The organism is Olivibacter sp. LS-1 (genome assembly GCF_008245145.1).
GTDB classification, from domain to species: Bacteria; Bacteroidota; Bacteroidia; order Sphingobacteriales; family Sphingobacteriaceae; genus Olivibacter; species Olivibacter oleidegradans.
Window position 1 is genome coordinate 2,752,278 of record NZ_CP041643.1, and the last position, 21,349, is coordinate 2,773,626.

General features: G+C 40.1%; 15 protein-coding genes. 13 read left to right on the plus strand and 2 right to left on the minus strand.

The annotated features are described in order from the left end of the window. Positions 1 to 534 precede the first annotated feature (534 nt). The 3 genes from FKG96_RS11120 (at position 535) to FKG96_RS11130 (ending at position 2,999) form a co-directional block, all read left to right on the plus strand. Positions 535 to 1,284, plus strand: a complete 750-nt coding sequence (locus tag FKG96_RS11120; protein WP_013666003.1) for a cyclopropane-fatty-acyl-phospholipid synthase family protein — start codon at positions 535 to 537, stop codon at positions 1,282 to 1,284. 151 nt (positions 1,285 to 1,435) lie between these two features. After that, complete coding sequence (locus FKG96_RS11125) at positions 1,436 to 1,999, plus strand: TetR/AcrR family transcriptional regulator (RefSeq protein ID WP_130857672.1); 564 nt, start codon at positions 1,436 to 1,438, stop codon at positions 1,997 to 1,999. A gap of 91 nt (positions 2,000 to 2,090) precedes the next feature. Then, on the plus strand, positions 2,091 to 2,999 hold the full coding sequence (locus tag FKG96_RS11130) for an NAD(P)/FAD-dependent oxidoreductase (protein ID WP_130857671.1): 909 nt from the start codon (positions 2,091 to 2,093) through the stop codon (positions 2,997 to 2,999). Positions 3,000 to 3,828: 829 nt separating this feature from the next. Here FKG96_RS11130 and FKG96_RS11135 read toward each other — a convergent pair. Both FKG96_RS11135 and FKG96_RS11140 read right to left on the minus strand, forming a co-directional pair. Continuing rightward, entirely contained in the window at positions 3,829 to 4,872 is a 1,044-nt protein-coding gene (locus FKG96_RS11135) for a PmoA family protein (protein ID WP_130857670.1), read from the minus strand. A 10-nt stretch (positions 4,873 to 4,882) separates the two neighbouring features. Further along, entirely contained in the window at positions 4,883 to 6,232 is a 1,350-nt protein-coding gene (locus FKG96_RS11140) for a Gfo/Idh/MocA family protein (RefSeq protein ID WP_013666008.1), read from the minus strand. Between the two features lie 671 nt (positions 6,233 to 6,903). Here FKG96_RS11140 and FKG96_RS11145 point away from each other — a divergent pair. The 10 genes from FKG96_RS11145 to FKG96_RS11190 all read left to right on the plus strand — a co-directional run bounded on the left by FKG96_RS11145 (position 6,904) and on the right by FKG96_RS11190 (position 21,342). Then, positions 6,904 to 7,557 (plus strand): FadR/GntR family transcriptional regulator, encoded by a 654-nt coding sequence (locus FKG96_RS11145; RefSeq protein ID WP_242627358.1) that lies wholly within the window; start codon positions 6,904 to 6,906, stop codon positions 7,555 to 7,557. Positions 7,558 to 7,751: 194 nt separating this feature from the next. Further along, a complete protein-coding gene (locus tag FKG96_RS11150; protein WP_130857668.1) occupies positions 7,752 to 8,141 on the plus strand; it encodes a DUF4890 domain-containing protein in 390 nt (129 codons plus the stop codon). A gap of 116 nt (positions 8,142 to 8,257) precedes the next feature. Continuing rightward, entirely contained in the window at positions 8,258 to 8,689 is a 432-nt protein-coding gene (locus tag FKG96_RS11155; protein WP_013666011.1) for a MarR family winged helix-turn-helix transcriptional regulator, read from the plus strand. Between the two features lie 11 nt (positions 8,690 to 8,700). Continuing rightward, positions 8,701 to 9,201: a GNAT family N-acetyltransferase gene (locus FKG96_RS11160; RefSeq protein WP_130857667.1), complete on the plus strand. Its 501-nt coding sequence runs from the start codon at positions 8,701 to 8,703 to the stop codon at positions 9,199 to 9,201. Positions 9,202 to 9,791: 590 nt separating this feature from the next. Next, positions 9,792 to 12,755, plus strand: coding sequence for a SusC/RagA family TonB-linked outer membrane protein (locus FKG96_RS11165; RefSeq protein WP_130857666.1), 2,964 nt, complete (start codon positions 9,792 to 9,794; stop codon positions 12,753 to 12,755). Positions 12,756 to 12,772: 17 nt separating this feature from the next. After that, positions 12,773 to 14,302: a RagB/SusD family nutrient uptake outer membrane protein gene (locus FKG96_RS11170; protein WP_130857665.1), complete on the plus strand. Its 1,530-nt coding sequence runs from the start codon at positions 12,773 to 12,775 to the stop codon at positions 14,300 to 14,302. A 10-nt stretch (positions 14,303 to 14,312) separates the two neighbouring features. Beyond that, positions 14,313 to 15,425, plus strand: coding sequence for a fasciclin domain-containing protein (locus FKG96_RS11175; protein WP_130857664.1), 1,113 nt, complete (start codon positions 14,313 to 14,315; stop codon positions 15,423 to 15,425). A 22-nt stretch (positions 15,426 to 15,447) separates the two neighbouring features. Further along, positions 15,448 to 16,563 (plus strand): DUF5007 domain-containing protein, encoded by a 1,116-nt coding sequence (locus tag FKG96_RS11180; RefSeq protein ID WP_130857663.1) that lies wholly within the window; start codon positions 15,448 to 15,450, stop codon positions 16,561 to 16,563. 17 nt (positions 16,564 to 16,580) lie between these two features. After that, positions 16,581 to 19,781 carry a SusC/RagA family TonB-linked outer membrane protein gene (locus FKG96_RS11185; RefSeq protein WP_130857662.1) on the plus strand — a complete coding sequence of 1,067 codons (3,201 nt, stop codon included), beginning with the start codon at positions 16,581 to 16,583 and terminating at the stop codon, positions 19,779 to 19,781. A 10-nt stretch (positions 19,782 to 19,791) separates the two neighbouring features. After that, positions 19,792 to 21,342 (plus strand): RagB/SusD family nutrient uptake outer membrane protein, encoded by a 1,551-nt coding sequence (locus tag FKG96_RS11190; protein WP_130857661.1) that lies wholly within the window; start codon positions 19,792 to 19,794, stop codon positions 21,340 to 21,342. The last annotated feature ends 7 nt before the right edge of the window (positions 21,343 to 21,349 follow it).

Sequence of the window (21,349 nt, forward strand, 5' to 3'; positions counted from 1 at the left end):
GGGATAAAAAATGCTGTGAATCAGAATAAATATTGGCAAGTAGGTCAAAGCGTAGGGATGTTTTGGCCCATATCGCCTTCAAAATGAGAAAAGGCATTGTGACAATAGAGTTTTTGATAAATAATATTTGTTTATTAAAGAAAATTGCTACCTTTACCACATTATGAGACAAGAGAGTGTCAAATATTTTACCATTGTTATAGCGTAAACTTTCAAGGACGCTATTGTTAGCGCTACCGTTTCGTGTAGCCTATATTGCATACTTTTTATTCTTTTTTGCTTATACACGTACGAGAAAGGTATTAAACCTCACCTTAATCCTTATCGACGGCTTTATCAAATAATCTTGTAAGCGGAGTTGATTTTCGGGGTGTCTAATAAAGTCTATAATTGCTGTTGAGCGTAAACCAGAATAATTGTTCTCAATACATCTTGCATGTATTGAGAATATGTAGAAAGCCTGTGAGGTGCTGATATCTTCGGTAGCTGCACTAGGCAAATTAAATGATTGATAAATTTTTTTGCAATCTTGAAATGGAACAGGAATTAATTCAAACAATTGTTGATTTTTTTAAAAATAATGAGAGGCAAGGACCCGGATGCGAGGAAGCTACGCTAAAAGCATTAGGTTTGGTAAGCGAGAGCCATTATTTTGAACATATACTGGATATTGGCTGTGGAACAGGAGCACAAACGATGACACTCGCACGAAAAACAAATGCACAAATTTTTGCCGTTGATTTATTGGCTGAATTTTTAGATGTGTTGACAGAACGTGCTACGCGATGGGGCTTGCAAGATCGAATAGCTGTACACAAAACATCTATGGACGATCTCCCATTTCCAAGGAATTTTTTTGATATGATTTGGAGTGAGGGCGCAATTTATCATATTGGATTCGAAAGAGGATTGAAACAGTGGGGCACGTTGTTGAAAAGAAGGGGGTACTTAGTGGCGTCCGAGATTTCATGGACAAGTAACGAAAGGCCTCAGTATCTTACCGATTATTGGATGGCAAGCTATCCCGAAATCGATTTGATTTCGAATAAAATGAAATTAATCGAAGATTGCGGCTATATTCCCGTTGGATGTTTTACACTACCCAATGCCGGATGGGACAACTATTACCATCCAATTATCAAACAGGTTGCTTTATCGATAGCTCAACCAATAAATGATTCGACAAAAAAATCGTTCATGGAAACGATCATCGATGAACTTATCATCTACCAAAGATACCGGGAGTTTTATAACTACGTGTTTTACGTGATGCAAAAAAAATGAAATAAAATCGTTTCTAACCTTTTACGGAATCAAGTGCGATTCCGAGAGGATGCCGGCAGCAAGACTGCGAGTCTTGCTTTTGTAATGCCTCGTTGTTGCAATATGACAATTCAATGTCTCAGAACTGAGAAAAATCCTTCAAATTTGTACGATGGGAATTACGAAAGAAACGCAACAAAAGATTGTTGATGCTGCCATTATAGTATTTAATGAAGACTTTTCTGCTCCCTTAGAGCGGGTTGCAGAAAAGTCTTCGATAACTAGGAGAACACTTCATCGCTATTTTAAAGATAGGGAGGCGTTATTGGCCTATTGTGAGAAAGACATGCAGCAAAACTGTAAAAAAGCGATGAACGATGCTATGGAAAGTTCAGATGTGCCGTTAAAAAAACTGGAAGAAATGCTTTATGCTGCTATCGACTGTGGCGCGAAATACGCCTTTTTCCACAAACTTCATCACCGTGATGGTCACAGACACAATCAGAATGATCGAAACTGTGCGACTTACGAAGCGATTAACAACCGTTGCCGGCAATTGATTTTGCAGTTACAGGAGGATGGTTATATTAGCAAAAGACTGACAGTGGATTGGGTTTTGGCTTTTTTGACTAGTGTAGTAGCCACGACAATAAATACCGGGCTTTTGGGTAATCAGACGAAGATAAATTTAAAAGAATGTGCTTGGTTTTCATTCAGCAAAGGAATAGGGGTATAAAAAAATTTGCCTATATATGTCTCGATTTTGAGACATTTTTATTGATGATTAATCTCAATAGACATAATAAGTGAAAATATAAATAAATGATATGGAAAAGAACAACAAACACGACGTTATAATAGTCGGTGGTAGCTATGCCGGCCTTTCGGCCGCTATGTCCTTAGCTAGAGCGATAAGAAATGTACTGATCATTGATAGTGGTAAACCCTGTAACCGCCAAACACCCCATTCCCATAATTTTTTAACGCAGGACGGTAAGCCGCCGAAAGTAATTTCATCTATCGCTTTGGAGCAAGTGCTTGCGTATGATACCGTGAATTTCTTGACGGATGAAGTACTATTTGCCGCCGGGAAGAATGGGGCTTTTTTTGTTAGAACCGCTTCCGGCAAGCAGTTCGAAGCAAGCAAACTTTTGTTTGCTACCGGGTTAAAGGATATACTTCCAACCGTGAGTGGAATAGCAGAATGTTGGGGAATCAGCGTGATTCATTGTCCTTATTGTCATGGATACGAATATAGAAATCAGTCGACGGGACTGTTGCTAAACGGCGAATCTGTTTTGGAGAAGGCAAGGCTAATTCGTAACTGGGCTTCAGACCTTACGGTACTTACTAACGGGCCATCTACTTTTGATAATGCGGACAAAGAAACACTTTCCAGAAATAACATACAGTTGATAGAAAAGCCGATAGCTTTGTTGAAACACTACAAGGGTCAGCTTGACCATATTATATTTGAAGATGGTACTGAAATTTCTGTTAAAGCGCTTTACGCACCCCCTCGCTTTGAACAACAAAGTCAAATTCCGAAAAATATAGGTTGCGCAATAACAAGTACCGGTCATATTGAAGTCAATAACTTCCAGCAGACTTCTGTCCCGGGAATTTATGCTGCAGGCGATAATGCTACCATGTTTAGAAGTGTTTCTGCAGCTGTAGCTGCCGGCTCGATTGCAGGAGCGTTTATAAATCACGAATTAATAGGAGAGGGGGTGTAGATTACGATATAAAGAAGCACTTTTTGAAAAATCCCGTAAAACCGTTATTTAAATGCTCCTTCCGTGTCTTAGGGTATATGTCTATGAACAGATTCTTATTGATAAGTTTGCTGCGTTTAAAATTTAAAGGAAGGACTTTCTGTTTTTCGGGGCTAAAGAAATAGAAAGGAATACGAATCCATTAAAATAGAGGCTAAGAAATTTAAGAGAATTATTCGCCTATTATACTTATATAAAGGCAAGCTTCCGGCAAAAGAGTGAAATAAATATTAGAGAAGTCGATTCTAAAATTGACACAAGTTCTTAAAAGAATATTCCCAAACGCGTAAAAAGATGTCGTATGTTTATGAACTGATTACCGGTTTTAGAACAGTGACTAGCAATGGTTGTTTGACAAGTTTCACGCTCGTGGAGGTTTGATTCGGCAGTAGGTTTATTCCGCATCGGAAAAGAGAGTAATAACCCGAGCGCAATCATTATAGGCGTTGTGCGGAGTGAAAGAGTGTTATAATTCCTTGTACTGGTTTCAATTTTGATGCGAGCGTTGTTGCGAAGCATAATAACAATATTTCCAGTAGTGATCATAAATATAATGCCTTTTTATTATCTTTCTAATTTTCAACAATTTATGATTTTTTATTTATTGAATGAGTGTTCGAAATCGGACACAAAGTGTCCGATTTCGAACTTTTATCACTTTTTCTAAATCTGAGAAAAAATTGCTTATGTGTATTTTATACACTATCTTTGCGCTATCATAATTTAGGTTTATAATTGGTTAGTTAAAAGTCTTCAATCTCCCCGGTTGAAGACTTTTTTATATTAAAAGCTATAGTGAGGCCGCGAAGATTTGTGTTATATTGTTGATTTCCTTGTCACTTAAGTGTTTTCCGGATTGTATAATGATTTGGTATTTGAAAGTGACGGATTTTCCTGCATCCAAAGAAAAGTTCAATTCTTCTTTTCCGTTACTCATGGCTTTCTGCCCCAATGGATTAGCTGCAAATAAACCATAACCCCTAGCGTGCCAATAGGTGGGATAGCCTACGTTTTTCGGATGGTCAATGATCACTATCGATATCGCTTCACGCCCTATTTTTCCATCCAAATTGACCCACCTACCACGTGTACCCCATACCTGATCACCCTCTTTTCCCTCACTACTACGGTACTTTCCGGTGACTTGGTTATTATCTAGCTGCGCAACTTCTGTGATGTTGCCGTTAGCATCTGTGAATTTGGCTGACTCATCTGAAGGATGTTCCAACTCCCGTGCCAAGCGAATTCCTAATAACCCTTCTTTGTTGTCTGTAAATAAAACATTTTTTTTCAGTGCTGTTAATGTTGTAGTGAGCTCGATTGTACGTCTACCACTGTCAGTAGAAAATAAATACTGTGTGTTCTCTTGTAAGATGGGGCTGCCGGTTGGTTCTTGCCAATATTTCGTTACTTCCAGTAAAGCATGGTCGTTCGCAGTCTGAATCTTATTAACTTTGGCATGCTTAATGGTCCCGTATTGATTCTTTTTATCCGAAGGTATAGCGGTCGAATTGTTCCAGAAATCGAGACCATTTACGTCGCCGTAATTAAACCATAAACCGACATGGTGCGGATGATCCACCCGCTCCCCGGGTCTAGGATCGAATGGCCATCCTCTTGTGATAAAAGTACCTTCTGACGATCTTATAGGATAGAGTACCGGCTTCATCAATTCATCCGGATAAATATACGAGGTGAAAATCCGACCATCAATGCTAATATCTATTCTTTTTTCCTTTTTGTTCTCAACAATAGAAAAGCCTTTTTTTTCAACTTTGAAGCTGCTAACTAAGGCAATGCCAATAAACGCTAAAATGCTGATTTGTTTATTCATGACTAAGAATTTAACCGACCACGACTTCTTGTTTAGCGTCATCAAAGGAAACTCTTTTGCCTGTCTCCAATGCTATTCGTGCCATAATATTGGCCACACTGTGATTGTAACCGGCTTTAACAGATGCATTTGGTGTTTTTCTGCTACGTACACACTCCATCCAGTTGAGCATATGAAGCGAAGTCATTGGGTCGCTTCCAGTATTGGCAGCTGTTTCTATCTTAGTTGCGTTGGACAAGGTAAATGGTTGAAGCAAATTCGCTTGCATGCCCATTTCTGCAGCCATTTTAGCCGTTAATCCTCCCTCATCAGTCACTTGATTGGTGTCAAGATTTAACATGCCTGCATTAGAGTAATAAAGCTCTTTAATGCCGCCCGCCGAATTTGTAAAACGCGAGGAATAGAGCACCTGGAAACCTTTCGTTGGATCGTTCGCCGGGCCGTAATCCATGACAGCTGTAACCGTATCCGGATTTGTCCTGCCATCGTTCCACATGTAGATCCCCCCGTTGGCTGATACACTACGCGGATGTTCGAGCCCGGTAAACCAATGGACCGTGTCAATTTGGTGAGACATCCACTGGCCAAAGATGCCCGATGAATATGGCCAAAACAATCGATACTCTAAATATTTTCGGGGATCCCAAGCAACCTTGGGTCTGTTCATTAAGAATCGGTTCCAGTCCGTATCCTGTTCGCGAATTTCTTTAATTAACTGTGGCAACCTCCACCGTCCCGGTTGATTTACATTCCAGGTCATTTCTACCATTTTTATATCGCCAAATTTACCTGATCGGATGTATTCATTGGCTGAAATATAGTTAGGAGCGCTTCTTCTTTGCGAACCCACTTGTAAGATTTTTCCGGTTTCATTGACGGCCTGTAGCACAACTTTTGCATCTTCCAAAGTTTCAGCCATCGGTTTCTCTACATATACGTCTTTTCCATTACGTACAGCCTCGGCTGCCATCAGTGCATGCTGAAAATCCGCGGTACTAATAATGACGGCATCGATATCTTTTTGTGCGTACATTTCGTCATTGTTTCGATAAGTCGCGATCGACGTGCCCGCTTTTTCCTTTATAAAAGCAACGGCCTCATCTCTCCTTCTATTCCAAATATCGGATACCCCTACAAATTCGAAATTTAGTTTTTTAGAATGATTCATAAAACTCGGAAATAAGGAGCTTTTAAAACGATTTGAAAACCCTACAATGGCAACGCGAACGCGGTCGTTTGCTCCCAAGATCCTCCCATAGCTTTTTGTGCTGAGTCCCATTGATGAAAGGCCTATTATCCCCGCACCGATTGAAGCCTTCTTAATAAATTCACGCCGGGAATTTTCATTTTTTTGTACCATAAGTTTATTGGTTAGTAATAATTAATATTGATCAATTCTCAGACAAGAGCATTCGCTCTTTTATTTTCCTTTCGTAGACTAATAAACGCGCTGTAATGGTTCATAATTTTTGGTATACCTAACGAAAGCCGTCTAAGTATAGCGATTCAGTAGTCTTCAATACAAGTATAATAACCTGTTCTCTTTAAAAAGAATATTCCGTGTGAAAAATCTACGCAAACGATATCGTTCATATTACCGGGGGATTAAGCAAAGATCACGACTTTGTTTGGCACCGAATTCTTCTAAGTCTCTAAGTCAGCTTGTGTGTAAAAAAAGTATGACAATTTGGGATTAAGGCGTTTAAACACTATTTTTGTTGAATCATAATTTAGGTTTATAATTGGTTAATGAAACCTTCAGTCTCCCCGGCTGAAGGTTTTCTTTTTGTCTATCTGTAGTCATTAAGAAAATTGGATATTCAGATTTCTACACTTGTCTTGTTCAGCGAAGACTTGCCTCGATTTGATACGCAAACGGCGCGAAATAATGCTGAGAGGGAGCGAATAGCCATACACTGTTCTTTTTTGTACTACATATTTTGATTAAATTTTGCATCTTGCATAATGGAAAAGTCGAAACCAAATACTAAGCACCTTGCATTTGATTTGCCAAAACTCCATAACTTAACCATGGCAGATCAAGTAGAACTTAAGCTGAGAGAATATTTTAAGAAAAAGGCCTTTAAACCAGGCGACTTATTGCCTAAGGAGTTGGAAATCGCTGCTTCATTAGGTGTTAGCAGAAACATTGTTAGAGAAGCACTCAGCAGATTGAAGGCGCTTGGCCTAATTGAAACAAAAAAGAAGCGCGGGATGGTACTGGCTGAACCCGATATTTTGGGGTCTTTTGAAAAAGTGCTTGATCCATTGATTATGCCCGATAGCACCCTTTACGACATTTTTGGACTACGACTGGTTTTAGAAATGGGATTAGCTGATGTTCTATACATGTATAAAACAGATCAGGATATACAAGAGCTTGAGAAAATTGTAACAAAGGAAAAGCCTGACAGTGAAAAATTCAGAATAAAAAATGAGATAGCTTTTCATGGTAAGCTTTATGCCATGACGAACAATCATACGCTTATGCGTTTTCAGAGCCTGCTTTTGCCGTTATTTGACTATGTGGTTGCCTTTGAGAAAGATCACTATAAACCTGGAGGAGTGTCTCATGCCGATCTGTTACAAATTCTACGGGAGGGCACTGTGGAAGATTTTAGAAAGGGGATGCGTCTCCATCTTGAGCCGCATTTTGCTTGGTTAGAGCATCTCAAAAATAAGTAAGTGGGCGAACGACCGGCATAAAACGAAATACTTAGATCGGATTTACAGCTTGGCTCTTATGGATATAAGTGTAGCGTTTCTTCCAACAGTAGATCCGACTCCTATTAACAATTTTTAACAAGTACCATGCTAAACCATTCTTTTCCGTTTGACTCTATACGTATAAATAAAGTGATTATTAAAATTTATTGAGTATGAAAAGAATGATTCTAGCTTCCCTGCTATTCCTCAGTATGGGAACCATCGCATTTGCCCAGCAAAATCATCGTAAGAGGGAATTTAAAATGGCAGAAGAGAGAGCAAAAAGGCAAACCGAGCGACTTGCTCAAGAACTTTCTCTATCAGAGGAACAGAAAAAAGAGATCTATGCCATCAATTTGGATAATATGAAGAAGGTTGATGCCGAGCATAAAGAACTTATGCAAAAAAGTATGAAAGAGCGAGATGAAAAAATAAGTGAGCTCTTAACGGAGGCACAAAAATCAACCTATCAGAAGCTTAAAAAGGAAAGATTTCAGAAAAGGAAACATCGTGAATCACATAGGGGCATGGGGAAGTCTGCAGAAGAAATCCCGCAATCATAGTTGAAGTCATAACATAAATCAATGGCTTTCGATCAGAAAATCGAAAGCCATTGATTTATGTTATCTGTATAGTTGACAAAGTCAACTATATTTGGCTATATTTGTAAAAAAAGCTCATGCAAACAAGCATCATAGAAGAAGTTCGTGTATTTAATCGTTTCTATACAGATTTTATAGGCTTATTGAATCAGTACTTACTTGACAGTGCTTATTCTTTGACAGAAGCAAGGATAATATACGAAATATTTACAGCAGGAAATATACAGGCATCGCAGATTATGGAGATCATGCATATTGATAAAAGCTATTTAAGTCGGATCTTGAAACGATTGGAAAAGGAGGGGATTATTGAAAAGAGGAAATCAATACAGGATGCTCGAGGGATAACGATCACACTTTCGAAAAAAGGAAGACAAGTTTTTGAGCACTTAAACCGGGCTTCGAACGAGCAGGTAGAAAAGCTGCTAACTCCACTTAAAAGTACAGAGGCTGAGGCCTTAGCTTTTCATATGAAAGCTATTGTGAAAATCCTGAAAGTACATTCATAGTAATCGTATAAATGAATAGAAACATAACGATCAGAACCAACTTATTGCCAGGTGATTTAGGATATATAGCTTATATGCATGGACAGCTATATGCTCATGAAATGGGCTACGGATTAAATTTTGAAGCATATGTTTTGGAGGGCCTGAGCGAATTTGCTAAACAATATAATCCTGAAAAAGATGGTATTTGGATTTGTGAAGATGCCGGTAAAATAGTGGGATTTCTGATGGCCTTCGTCCGACAAGATAAGGTGCAATTGCGCTATTTTATCTTAGCGCCCGCCTATCGAGGTTTGGGATTAGGTAAAAAATTGATGAATTTGTTTATAGAATTTATGATGAATAACAATTATAAAAAGGCCTATCTATGGACAACCGATGAACAATTATCTGCGATCTCACTCTATATGCGTTATGGCTTTGTATTAACTGAAGAATTCTCTTCTGAGACCTTTGGTAAAAAACTGATAGAGCGCCGCTACGATTTAAATTTGATGGTAGTTGAAGAATAATCATAGTTGTTTACATTAAATGAATAACTGTGATTATTCTTGTTCCTATTGAATAATACAAACGGACAAGCGCCTCCATTTTTTATCGACCTGTGCTCCTTTTTCCCGAATGTGAGAAATTTTTCGTTGCTTTTGTCGTTCTTTTGGCTTGTTAACAATCCGTTAACAATGTTTAAAGTGTTGTTTATCAAATTATTACTTTCATTTTTTCGTAGGAGCCACTTGCAAGCCTTGTAAATCACAAAATTATTACAGTTGTTTGTGGTGTGAATGTCAAGGCGCAATAGTTTTGAGATTTGTAAAGAACCTAAAATAAATAACATATAACCTAAAAATTATATTATGAAAAAAACATACATTTTATACTAAAGCTAAATCGTTTTAATTATCAGTTATTGTATTGACCTAATTTGTGAAGCTTATCAACCTTGCTGGAATCGTATGGATGTTGTCATCATACTGACTGATTATTAATTCACCACCGAAAATTAAAATTGAAAATTCAGTTCACTGGGTCTGCTATGGTTTTTCCAAAGCAGAAAATGAACCATATGGCCAATATTTAAGTGATATAACCTAAATAATACATTATGCCAAAAACAATGCATGTGAGATGGTATTATAAAGTAGCCATTTTCTGTTATAGCATTCTTTTCACCCTAAGCGAGGGATCTGCAATGACTATTCAGGATAGTCTAGCCGTGGATAGCGTTAAGGCCTCTATTGACACGGTGCATCGAGAAACATCTGCCGAATTTACCGATCGTGCAGTGAAAACCGTTGGATCTACTATGAAAGAACTTACCGTATATCCTGCTGTGTCGCTTCAGCAATCTTTGAAGGGACAGGCACCGGGACTATACATTCAAGAGACGAGCGGAGAGCCTGGAAGTCTTCAGCAAATGTATGTACGAGGTGTTCCTATGCCCATACTGTCGGCAAAGGAAATCTATCAATCACAACCTTTGATTGTATTGGACGGTATTCCACTAATTGGAGAGCATTCTTTCGCTTATGATATCAAACAATATGATTTCAATCGAATTGGTCCGGCAACTAACCTGCTCACCAATATTGATATGAATAATATTGCTTCTGTACAGGTATTAAAAGATATGGCCGGCATGGCCTTATATGGTCCAATGGCTGCAAACGGAGTAATTTTGCTGACTACTAAACAAGTAGGGAGTAAACGTAAGATAAGCGCCAATGCTTACTTCGGATTTGCACAAAGGCCGAATGTGACGACGATCAATGGTGAGTATGAGAATGCGTTTCGGCAGCAATTTTACGATCTATATACGACAACAGGTAAATATTCCGCCGATGACGTCTATCCGCTATATCTCAGCGATTCATTGAATATGGATTACTATGGTCCTTCCAATTGGACAGACACCTACTATCAAAATGGCTTGCAACATGCGATTACAGCCGATATCTCAGGAGGATCGGATCGCGCAAATTTTAGATTTTCGCTAGGCAATTTGCGGAATGAGGGAATTGCAGATGGAACTGGCTTGGACCGCTATAGCGCTATGTTTCATCTGAATATGAAGCCGTTGAAATGGTTATTGTTTTCTGCCATGATTAATGGGAACCGTTTGGATAGACAGCGTAATCACAACATGCGGGATCGTTTTGCTGAAATCGGGTACATGCCCGATTTGCAGGCACCTTTGGCACCCAATAATGACGTCTATAGTCAGTATACAAGTCAGTATGATAAAGGTTTTGATAATAATTATACTAATATCATTCAGGGTAACGCCAAATTGGTATTCGACTTTAATAAATTCAAGTACACCACCCGCTTAGTAGTGGATTACAACGAAGGTTATCGTGATATATTTTATCCACGACCTTTGTTAGAGGGAAACAGTTATGCCTCTAATTACTATGGTTCCAACCAGCGGTTGATTTATGACAATTTCGCGAGTTTTGACTGGCAAATAGATGATCATCAGCAACTTTTTCTGCAGGCAGGAAACGTCTTGCAATGGGATACCTATAAGTATAATTACGCCTATGCCTATAAAGGGGTAAATGATTTTATCAAGCTAAATTTACTCAATTCCGATCCTAATAGCGACGACTATTTGTTGCCAACAGCCTTTCCGCGACAATTAGTTTATAAATTTCTAGATCGTACCAAGCAGAATCTGGTTTCTTTTTATGGAAAAGCTTCCTATAAATACGATGCTTATACCCTGTCTTTATTACTGCGAACCGATGGCTCATCGAATGCACAACCTACTAATCGCTGGTTGTTTACACCCGCACTTTCATTGGGATGGAATATCAAAGAAGCTTTGCTGGAGAACGATCTACGGTGGTCAACTTTCAACATGCGTCTAAATGCAGGCCGTTTAGGGCGACTGAATGCCTTTGACAATTTTTCACAAGGGCCATCGTATACGGCTGACGTGACTTTTACCGGCAATGTAACTACACCTGGATATAATGCTTTTGCGGTTTTAACGAGACCGTATAATTTTGGCTGGGTAGGCTATGGCATACCCTGGGCCTATACAGATCAGTTGAACCTAGGGCTTGATATCGGTTTGTTTAAGGATCGGATTACCGCGTCAATCGATGGTTATATTAAGGAAGATAAGAATCAACTTTTAGGTATTCCCGCCTATGCAGAATACGGTTATAATCTGTCGTACGAACCGGGAATGACCGTACGAAATACAGGAGTCGATGTTCTTTTGAGTGGTGAAATTCTAACGAAGGCGAAACAGAAATTAGGTTGGTCATCTTCCCTCAACTTTAATTTCAACCAAAATAAGCTGAAGGCTCTGCCGAGAGGTTTGGACAAGCTGATTATCGGTAATCGATTACTTCAAGTTGGGGCTCCTGTAGATCAATATTGGTTGTTCATCAATGATGGTATATATGCTGCCAATCAAGACGTACCACAAGTAGACGGTATTACACGCACGTACAACGGAATTACCCTTCAGGGAGGCGATCCGAACTGGCGGGATTTAAATGGCGATAACCGAATAAATGACGAAGATAAATCACTGATGGGGAATATCTTTCCGAAAGTAGTTGGTGGATTTAATAACCAATTCAGCTATGGAAACTGGTCGCTCGGCGTTAATTTCTATTTCAATTTAGGAAGAAAGGTAGTTAACGAAGAAATGGCTAACCGTTTTAACTTTATTAATAGAGAAGGCGTTGTTGGTGTTACTTCTATAAAGGAGATTACCTTTTGGGAAAAGCGAGGTGATTATAGTAAATATCCGCTTTATAATCCCTGGAGTACGGTCATTCCATACCACAGTAATCAAGATCTTTTCCTCGAAAACGCTTCATTCTTAAAATTGAGAACGGTGTCGATAGGATATGACCTGAGTGATTGGTTAAAGCGGAGATCTTCAAAGATTGATCATTTATATATCTATGGGACTGTGAATAATATCTTCACCATCACCCCATACAGTGGGCGCGATCCGGAACTGATCAATTACACAGGATACGACTCAGGGTATGGTATGGCTATCCCCTTAACTTACACCATTGGACTCAAAGTAGATTTATAACCTAGCTAAATAGTGATATGATTTGGAGAAATAGAATATATAGAAACGTGCTAACGCCGCTCTTCCTAACAATTTTACTGGCATCTGGCTGCAAAAAGATGTTAGATGTGGATTCGACGCGTGTGGTAAATGAAGAGAATATGTGGAGGAATATGGAAGATTCCAGAGCGGCTCTGATTGGTGTTTACGGTTTGGTCCGGGCTGCCTTGGCTGATTATAACGCTTATTGGATTTACGGTGACGTTCGTGCCGGTGATTTTGTTGCACCAACGCGGCAGGATCTAAAAGCAATTATCGCGAACCAACTGACGGCTTCATATCCTGCAATTGAAGCCATGTCAAATTGGAGAAGATGGTATGCTGTTGTTAATGCTGCCAATGTTTTTTTGGAACGTATTCATGAGGTCAAAGAGAATGACGAGCGTTATTCCGATAATAATATGACTGTCGATATTGCACAAATTAGATTTCTAAGGGCCTTCGCGTATTTCTATATGGTTCGTGTTTGGGGGGATGTGCCCTTAATTATTTCATCTCATGACGGTGACTTCCAAAACAAAGCCCGTGATAATCAGGACAAAGTACTCACTTGGGCAGAACAGGAAATGTTAGCTGCAGCTGCAGACCTACCCTATCTCTATAGCTTAAGCGATGAACAACAATTAGGCGACTATTACAATGAAAGTGCTGGTCGCTGGTCCGGCGCACTCGCGCGTAAACTTACAGCTTATGCTTTGCTTGCGCATTTAGCGGCTTGGCAGGGAAATTATCCCGATGTGGCCACCTATACCAAGTTTATTATGGATAATTATTCCAAAGGGCGTATGGGATATACAAGCACAGGCGATTTGACCAATGCAAACGGTTTTTTCTTCGGAAAAAGAGATAATCATCTTTTCGGTTTTAATTTTGACTGGGGGCATGTAGACGCCTCGTTTACCGGGCATTTAGAAGAACTTACGCTTGCTGCCCCGGTTGTAAACAAAAGTGTACCGGATATCTACTTAACAAAAGATTCCATCTTATCTGTTTTTAACGAAATTGGAGACGAACGATTTAGTTTAGATACCTTAGGCAATCCCCTTACTGAAAACTATTTTACCAACTTCAATGGTAAATACCCCATTTTCAGTAAAGTAAAATGCATCATGGGCGGTTCAACGGCTGATCCTAGTTTCCGAATCTTTTCAAGTGCCATTGTTTTAACTCGATTGGAAGATATTACGCTGTTAAGAGCTGAAGCACTGGCGGTGTTAGGCGAAAGAAATGAAGCCGTTGAACAGTTAAATGTAATCCGTGAATTACGTGGACTTGATCTGTATAATGAAACAGTCAATGGCAGTCTGATCGACGCCATTTTTAAGGAGCGAAAACGGGAGTTGATAGGCGAGGGGCATCGATGGTATGATTTAATTCGCTATAACCGCATTCGCAATAACGATCCTGCATTCACGAAGCTTATTAATGAAGGGGGAATTTATTGGCCTATTAACAGGTCATTACTATCACAGAACGATCAACTGGAACAGAATGCTTACTGGAAATAAGTATAATCATATGAATAACGTTAAGAAAGCTTATTTTTTCTTATTGGCATTAGGTATTATGAGCCTTATGTGGGCTTGTAAGCAAGAAGACGGCTATTACGATCCGATTATTGCCGATAAAGGGTACGATGGGGATGTTTACGATTATTTAAAAAGTAAACCAGGTGTTTATGATTCGCTGTTAAAAGCGGTAGATCGTTTACAATTGGAGCGTACGTTGCGCGATAGCGATATTACACTTTTCGCTTTATCCAACGCAAGCTTTCAATTGGCCCTAACCAATTTGAATAACCTCCGTAAACTAAATGACCGCCCGAGTGAATATTTATCAAGCGTCGATGGCAATCAGTTGGATACCATGCTTAGCCAATATATCATTCGAGGTAAATATATTTCTGATTCACTCGCTACGCAGGATGGATTACGACTATATGGCGTAAAATACGGTTACCCTATGCATGGGCGATTAATTAAGACCACATCATCCGGTTATGTGAATGGTGGCCCTACCGTCATTCAAATAAGTGACACAAAAAGAAGCCAATTTGAGCGTAACTGGGTATCTACCACAACGGGTTCAATTAATTTGAAGACCAAAAACGGAATTGTTCATGTAGTGAGTGCCGATCACGTTTTTGGATTTGACGATTTCGTTAGCCGTTTAACCTATGTCCCCCCACCTCCAAACTTATTTAAAACCATTGGAGGTAAAGACACTGTTTCAAGGGAAAATAGTGGCGGACCTAATGCTGTGGAAGCATCAAAATATGCGTTTGATGGCAATCCTGAGACTAAATACCTAATCGGTGATATGGGAAGCGTATGGTTGCGTTTTGAATTAAACGAAGCTGCTGCAGCAAATGCCTACACCATTACATCGGCAAACGACTTCTCGGAACGAGATCCAATCGACTGGAGCTTGAAAGGTTCAAACGATGGTACAAATTGGACCATCTTAGATTCACGAGCGGGCGAATTATTTGATCAGCGATTCCAACTACGTGTATTTAGGATTTCCAATAAAGTGGCTTATAAGTTCTATCAATTGGATATTACCCGTGTTAGAAGTGGCGGTACGATGCAGATGGCAGATTGGAGTGTCAATAGAGAAGAAGTCAAGTAATCAACAAATAAAGATACCATACATGGATAATTTGGTTAAAAAAGTAAAATTACAATGGGGCAATCCCCTGTATTCTGTGTTGGGAATCATGATAGTAGCCTTTGGTTTGCAGGGTTGCGAGAAGTTATATGATTTACCGGAAGAGCAAGAGTTTCTGAGTCCGAACATCAACTATCCCAGTCAGATTTTTGAGCCGATAATTGGACGTACCAGCGAACTGGGAGCTCCAAATACAGATAACTCTACCAAACCATTAAAGTTTGAAATCGTTAACGCCCGATATGGTGATGGGCGTCCGGTAACGGATATTTTTCAACTACGGCCTACCTATGTGTGGACGGGGGAGTACACAGGTATTGAAACTTCTCTGGAAGAAATTGAAGCAAAGCGAAAAATAGAAGAAAGACCCTTATTTGAGGTTCAGGAATCCGGGAAATTCGTGCTTTGGGGGGCATCGACTAACGAGTTGATCACTCCTAGGCCAGCAGATAGCAGTAATCTCGTGCAAGACAGACGTTACTTTGATTTAAAAATAACGAATGTAGGTGGAGAGCGAATTATCCGCGATTTTCAATTGATTCCTTGGCGGGAGCTACCATATGAACCAAATAATGACATCAATCGGTATACCGGAGGTGTAGCACCTGATCCAAAAGATCCCAGGAACCCTAATAAAAGGGACTACATCCGTCCTTCACTTACAAATGTCATCGGCGCAGAGAGCAACCGTAATCTGGTAACTAATGATGATCAAAAAGATGTGGTTGTTTATATCCGTCCTTTTGAAGGTGGCAATGGGCATAACCTGCGTTTCTCATTTTGGGCTCCGGACTCTACGGCAATCAATCCTGCTAAGTTTAATGAAACGCGTTGGAACGATTTGGTACATGGCTTTAATCGGGTTAACACAACTGAATATGTGCAGTACGACGTGGCATACCCTATTCCCTTGACAACAGTGGCTACAAAATACACTACAGGTGGTAGTGCAAAATTGGAATTTGCTTATTCAAGATTAGGTTTTAATAACATCCGTACAACTGCTTACATCGGACTTAATTTTAAAATTTTTAGAGAAGGTGACTGGGAGATCATCTTCCACTTCAGACGCGAGCTTCCAAAATTCGAAGACGAATAAATCAGAATAGGAATCATATGAAAAGTTTTACGCATTATCTTATACGCTATATTACCGGTAAAATGTTATCGGTAGCTAAGCAAACTTTTTTGACGGTAACCCTATTCTTGGTAAGCGGGTTATTTTATCAACTCTATGCCCAAACAGTCGTGTCCGGAGTAGTTTACGACCAGAAAAAAATTACCATTCCGGGAGTAACTGTTATAGCTGGAAATCCACCTAAGCCCTTGGCGTCCACAAATGGAAGAGGAGAATTTAGAATAAGCGTTCCGGATGGTTCAACCCTGGTATTCAAATTCATGGGATACATAGAAAAGAGGGTAACGCTTAAACCGGGACAAACAACGGTAAGTGTGGTGATGGAAGAAGATCAAAGTAACTTGGAGGAAGTGGTGGTCAGGGGATTTGTCTCCCGCTCGAAGCAGCTAAGTACAGGGTCATCTGTCACCATTAGCGGAGACGAAGTAAAAGATGTTCCGGTAGCCAATGTGGAGCAACTACTACAAGGAAAGGTGCCGGGACTTAATATTCAGGTAAACACGGGAGCCCCTGGTTTTCGCGGATCTACGCAAATTCGGGGTCTTTCTACGTTAACGGTATCGGGGAGTGGCAATGAATCTTTCCTTCAGCCTACCTCACCCTTATATGTAATTGATGGTGTACCCTTAGATGCAGATGGTGCTTCTGAATTTGGTTTTCAACAACAAGGGCCTGGGGTAAGTCCTTTATCCATGATTCCACAAGAAGATATTGCCAGTATAGAGATCCTGAAAGATGCGCAGGCTACTTCCCTTTACGGTTCTATGGCCGCTTATGGAGTAATTATCATCACAACGAAGCGTGGTAATTCAGAAATCCCTCGAGTACGGTATACGAATAATACCTTTATGAAAGCGCCACCTGCCTTAAGAGCTACATTGGGAGGAAATTTGGAAAGGCAGTTGAAGATTCAGCAAATCTTGGCTAATGCAAGAGGCGAAATTAATCTTGACGACTTAATAAAAACGCCGTTTTTGTCAGACAGCTTAAATGCCTATTATAATAATTCAACAGATTGGCAGTCGCTTTATTACCGTACTACTTATAATCAAAGCCACAATATAGCGATAGATGGTGGAAATCCAACCTTCAACTATAAAGCGAACCTTGGTTATTTTACAGAAAAGGGCGTTATCAGAAATACCGGATTCGACCGCTATAGCGCCAACCTCCGTATGGAGTATGCACCGAATGAGAAATTTAAATTCACTGGACAGATCAATGCGCAAATAGGTAAGCAAAATAAAGGAGATGGGGCCGGACTATTACAAACAGGTGTCGCCGATGGGGGAGCAACGTCCACTTTAATGCCCGGGCCTTCCTTCTATCAAGCAAACGCCGATTATGTTGGGTCTTTACGAACAAAAAATAATAATGACGTTCGTGTCATTCGACCCGTCGCCGAAGTGAGTTATAGCATTTTTCCCGGCTTTCGTGCAACCACCTTTTTTAGCTACGAGTTTAAGTCGTCTAATGAAGATACCTTTACACCAGCGGCCGCTAATAATCAGTTTGCTAAAGTCTATGCTTTTAATGGCCGTGAATCAAACCTTTATAGTCGTACCAATTTAACTTATGCCAAAACCTTCGGGGATAACCATAATATTTTCATCAATGCTTTCAATGAGATTCGCAAAGGCGATCGTCAAAACTCCATCACGCAACAAGAACGTACTCCCAACGATCAATTTCAGGGGCCATTGGGTTTTGATGGCTATTACTCACGAGGAGGAGGAATTTTGACTAATTTCTTAGACGAACGTGCGGTGTCTTTTGCTTTAGCTACTTCTTATGATTATCAAAAGAAATATGTCGTGGACCTATCTTACCGATTGGATGGATCGTCAGGGAATGGTTTTGACAACCTATACTCCAAAAACCCAGCTATTGGTCTACGGTGGAATTTTGATAAGGAGGAATTTTTAGACAATTGGGATTGGCTAAATATGGGGGCTTTACGCTTAAGCTGGGGTATTAATGTGATTCCGAATGGCACACTCGAAAGAATTTATGGAAAGTATGATATTACGGGTAATTATAACGGGCAGCAAGGGATTGGGTTAAATTTTGATCAGATTCCCAACCCGAATCTAAAACCAACCACCACTACACAGTATAATGCCGGGCTTGATTTTTCTTTATTCAATAATAAAGTAGATGTAATTTATGACACCTATTATAAGAAGGTAGATAACTTATTGTTTGAAGAAAATCTTTCGAATACTGTTGCTTTTGGTAAATTAATTAGTAATGACGCCGGTATTGTGAACTACGGACACGAACTATCGTTTACTATCCGCCCCTTATCGCCCAGTAGTCCCTTTAACTTAATGGTTACGGTCAACGGAGCCTATAATCGGGATGTGCTGCTCAAATTGCCTGCACATTATGGCGGACAGTTTATACGGTTCGAAACCAATAGTGGCAATCGGGAAACTTATTTACAACACAATGTATTTCGTGTAGGCACGCCATCCCTTTCCAATTATTTGTTGATTAACGAGGGGGTATACGCTACAGATGATGATGTGCCTATTAATCCGGCTACCGGACTACGCTATAGCGTTAACGGAAGACCATTCCGCGCCGGTGACCCGATCATTAAAGATCTAAATGGGGATTATGTGTTGGATGCGAATGATTATGCACGTACAGGCAACGCCTCTCCCTTGTTTACCGGCGGTTTGGCAACCAATATTACCTACAAAGGTTTTGGTTTGAATATCAATGCTTCTTTTACAGCAAAACGTACGATTTTAAATAATGCCTTAGCCGATCGTTTTAACTTGATGAAGAATCCATTTGGACTTAAGGCCGTTATTCCGTTAGATGAATTCGATATGTGGCGTCAACCTGGTGATATAGCTAAGTATCCTTATGCCTATGACTATAGCCGTATTGAAATTGTTAACCCTTATCGCTATGACCAAACCCTTTGGGCAGAAGATGGCTCCTATTTAAAGATCAATAATGTTGTGTTGTCCTATATGTTTGATAAGAAACTGGTTCGGAGTTGGGGCATTAACAATTTAAGAGTATACGTATCAATGGATAATGTTTACACTTTTAGTGGTTATTCAGGTCCGAACCCCGAAAATGTAACGACCATGGGGCGCGATATCTCCGAAGGTTATCCTGTACCACGTACCTATAATATTGGATGTAATTTAGAATTCTAAACCGATCGTTATGAGAATGCTTAATATAGTAAAGATGAGTAAAATAGGTTTGTTGATAATGCTGATTATAACGGCTTCAGCATGCAAAGACTATTTAAATGTGCAGCCCTTAGATCGGCTTACAGGTAATAATTTTTACCAAACAAAAGAGGACGTTGAGGCAAATATTGCGAATATGTACAGCACATTTTTTGATAAAATCAACGAAAGCTGGGTTATCGGAGCGATTGGTGAGGCGCGAACAGGCGAAATTGTAGCCAGTCCGGGAGGCAACAGTTACAATGAAAGAAGAGTAGTAGAAGTGTTGGGTAGAAATCAATTGCTTACGGCAATCAATAATGCTCCCTATGCAGGTTTTTATAACTATTATCGCATTACGGATTGGTCGGGTTATTATCGTGTTATTCAAAGCGCTAATATATTAATAGACAAATTAAATGAGGGCATCGCCGCGCTAAGTACTTCGGATACGCAACGGTATTTGGCCGAAGCAACTTTTATCCGCTGTTTTACTTATTTCTGGATGGTACGGCTATACGGTGACGTTGTTTATTATACCGCTCCTTATCAGGCGGATCCCCTTCCGAGAGAGGATATGGTGTCTGTCCTAAATAAATGTATTGCCGATCTAGAGCCGCATAAAGATAATATGCCCTGGGTGTTTCCTGATGCGGCACAACGCGGAGCACGAGCCAGCAAAGGAAGTATCGTTGCACTCCTTATGCATATGAATATGTGGAACGCAGGGTTTGATCCAGGGCGTGCCACAGCTTACTATCAAAAAGTGACTGCTTTAGGTCAAGAGTTGGTAAATAGCGGTGCTTATCGCTTGCTTGACATGGATGATGATGGTTGGGCCGCTGTAACGAAGGGGCGTTCGGAAGAGAGCTTATTTGAATTTTACCGAAGTATAAATTACGGCGATAACGTCTCTAATTTAGCACCTTTTGGCGATCATTTTTTGCGCTGGCCTTATAAATTCCCCCGATTTAATAATCAGTTAAGTCATTGTTACTATCTATCAACCTACATGCAAAAGCTGTTTCCTACAAGCGATGCAGATAAACGTAAAGATATTTGGTTTGAAGACATGTTGGCGGATAATGGACAATTTGTAGCAAGAAAGTTCGGTTTGAATGTTTATGCTTCCGGTAATGAAGATGAAAACCCGGATAATACTTTTTTGATTTTCCGCTATGCCGACGCCATATTGTTATGGGCGGAAGCTTTAGCCAACTTAGGTAATGAAGGCCAAGCGATTGAGGCGGTGAATATGATCCGTACGCGGGCTGGAGCCTCTTCCTATGCCGGCATGAGTGGCACTGCATTGAAAGACGCCATTTTTATGGAACGTAGTAGGGAGCTCTTTGGCGAAGGGCACCGCTACTTTGATTTGGTGCGTACACGACGTATTATGAGCTCTGCATGGCTTGCATGGCCGCTTAACCAAGATCAATTTACGCGGAGAGCTTGGACCTGGCCTGTTAGCACAAACGCACTGGTAAACAATCCTTATATGGTCTTGAATGAATATTGGCTGCCAGGTGGTGGTGGAAATTAATCATATG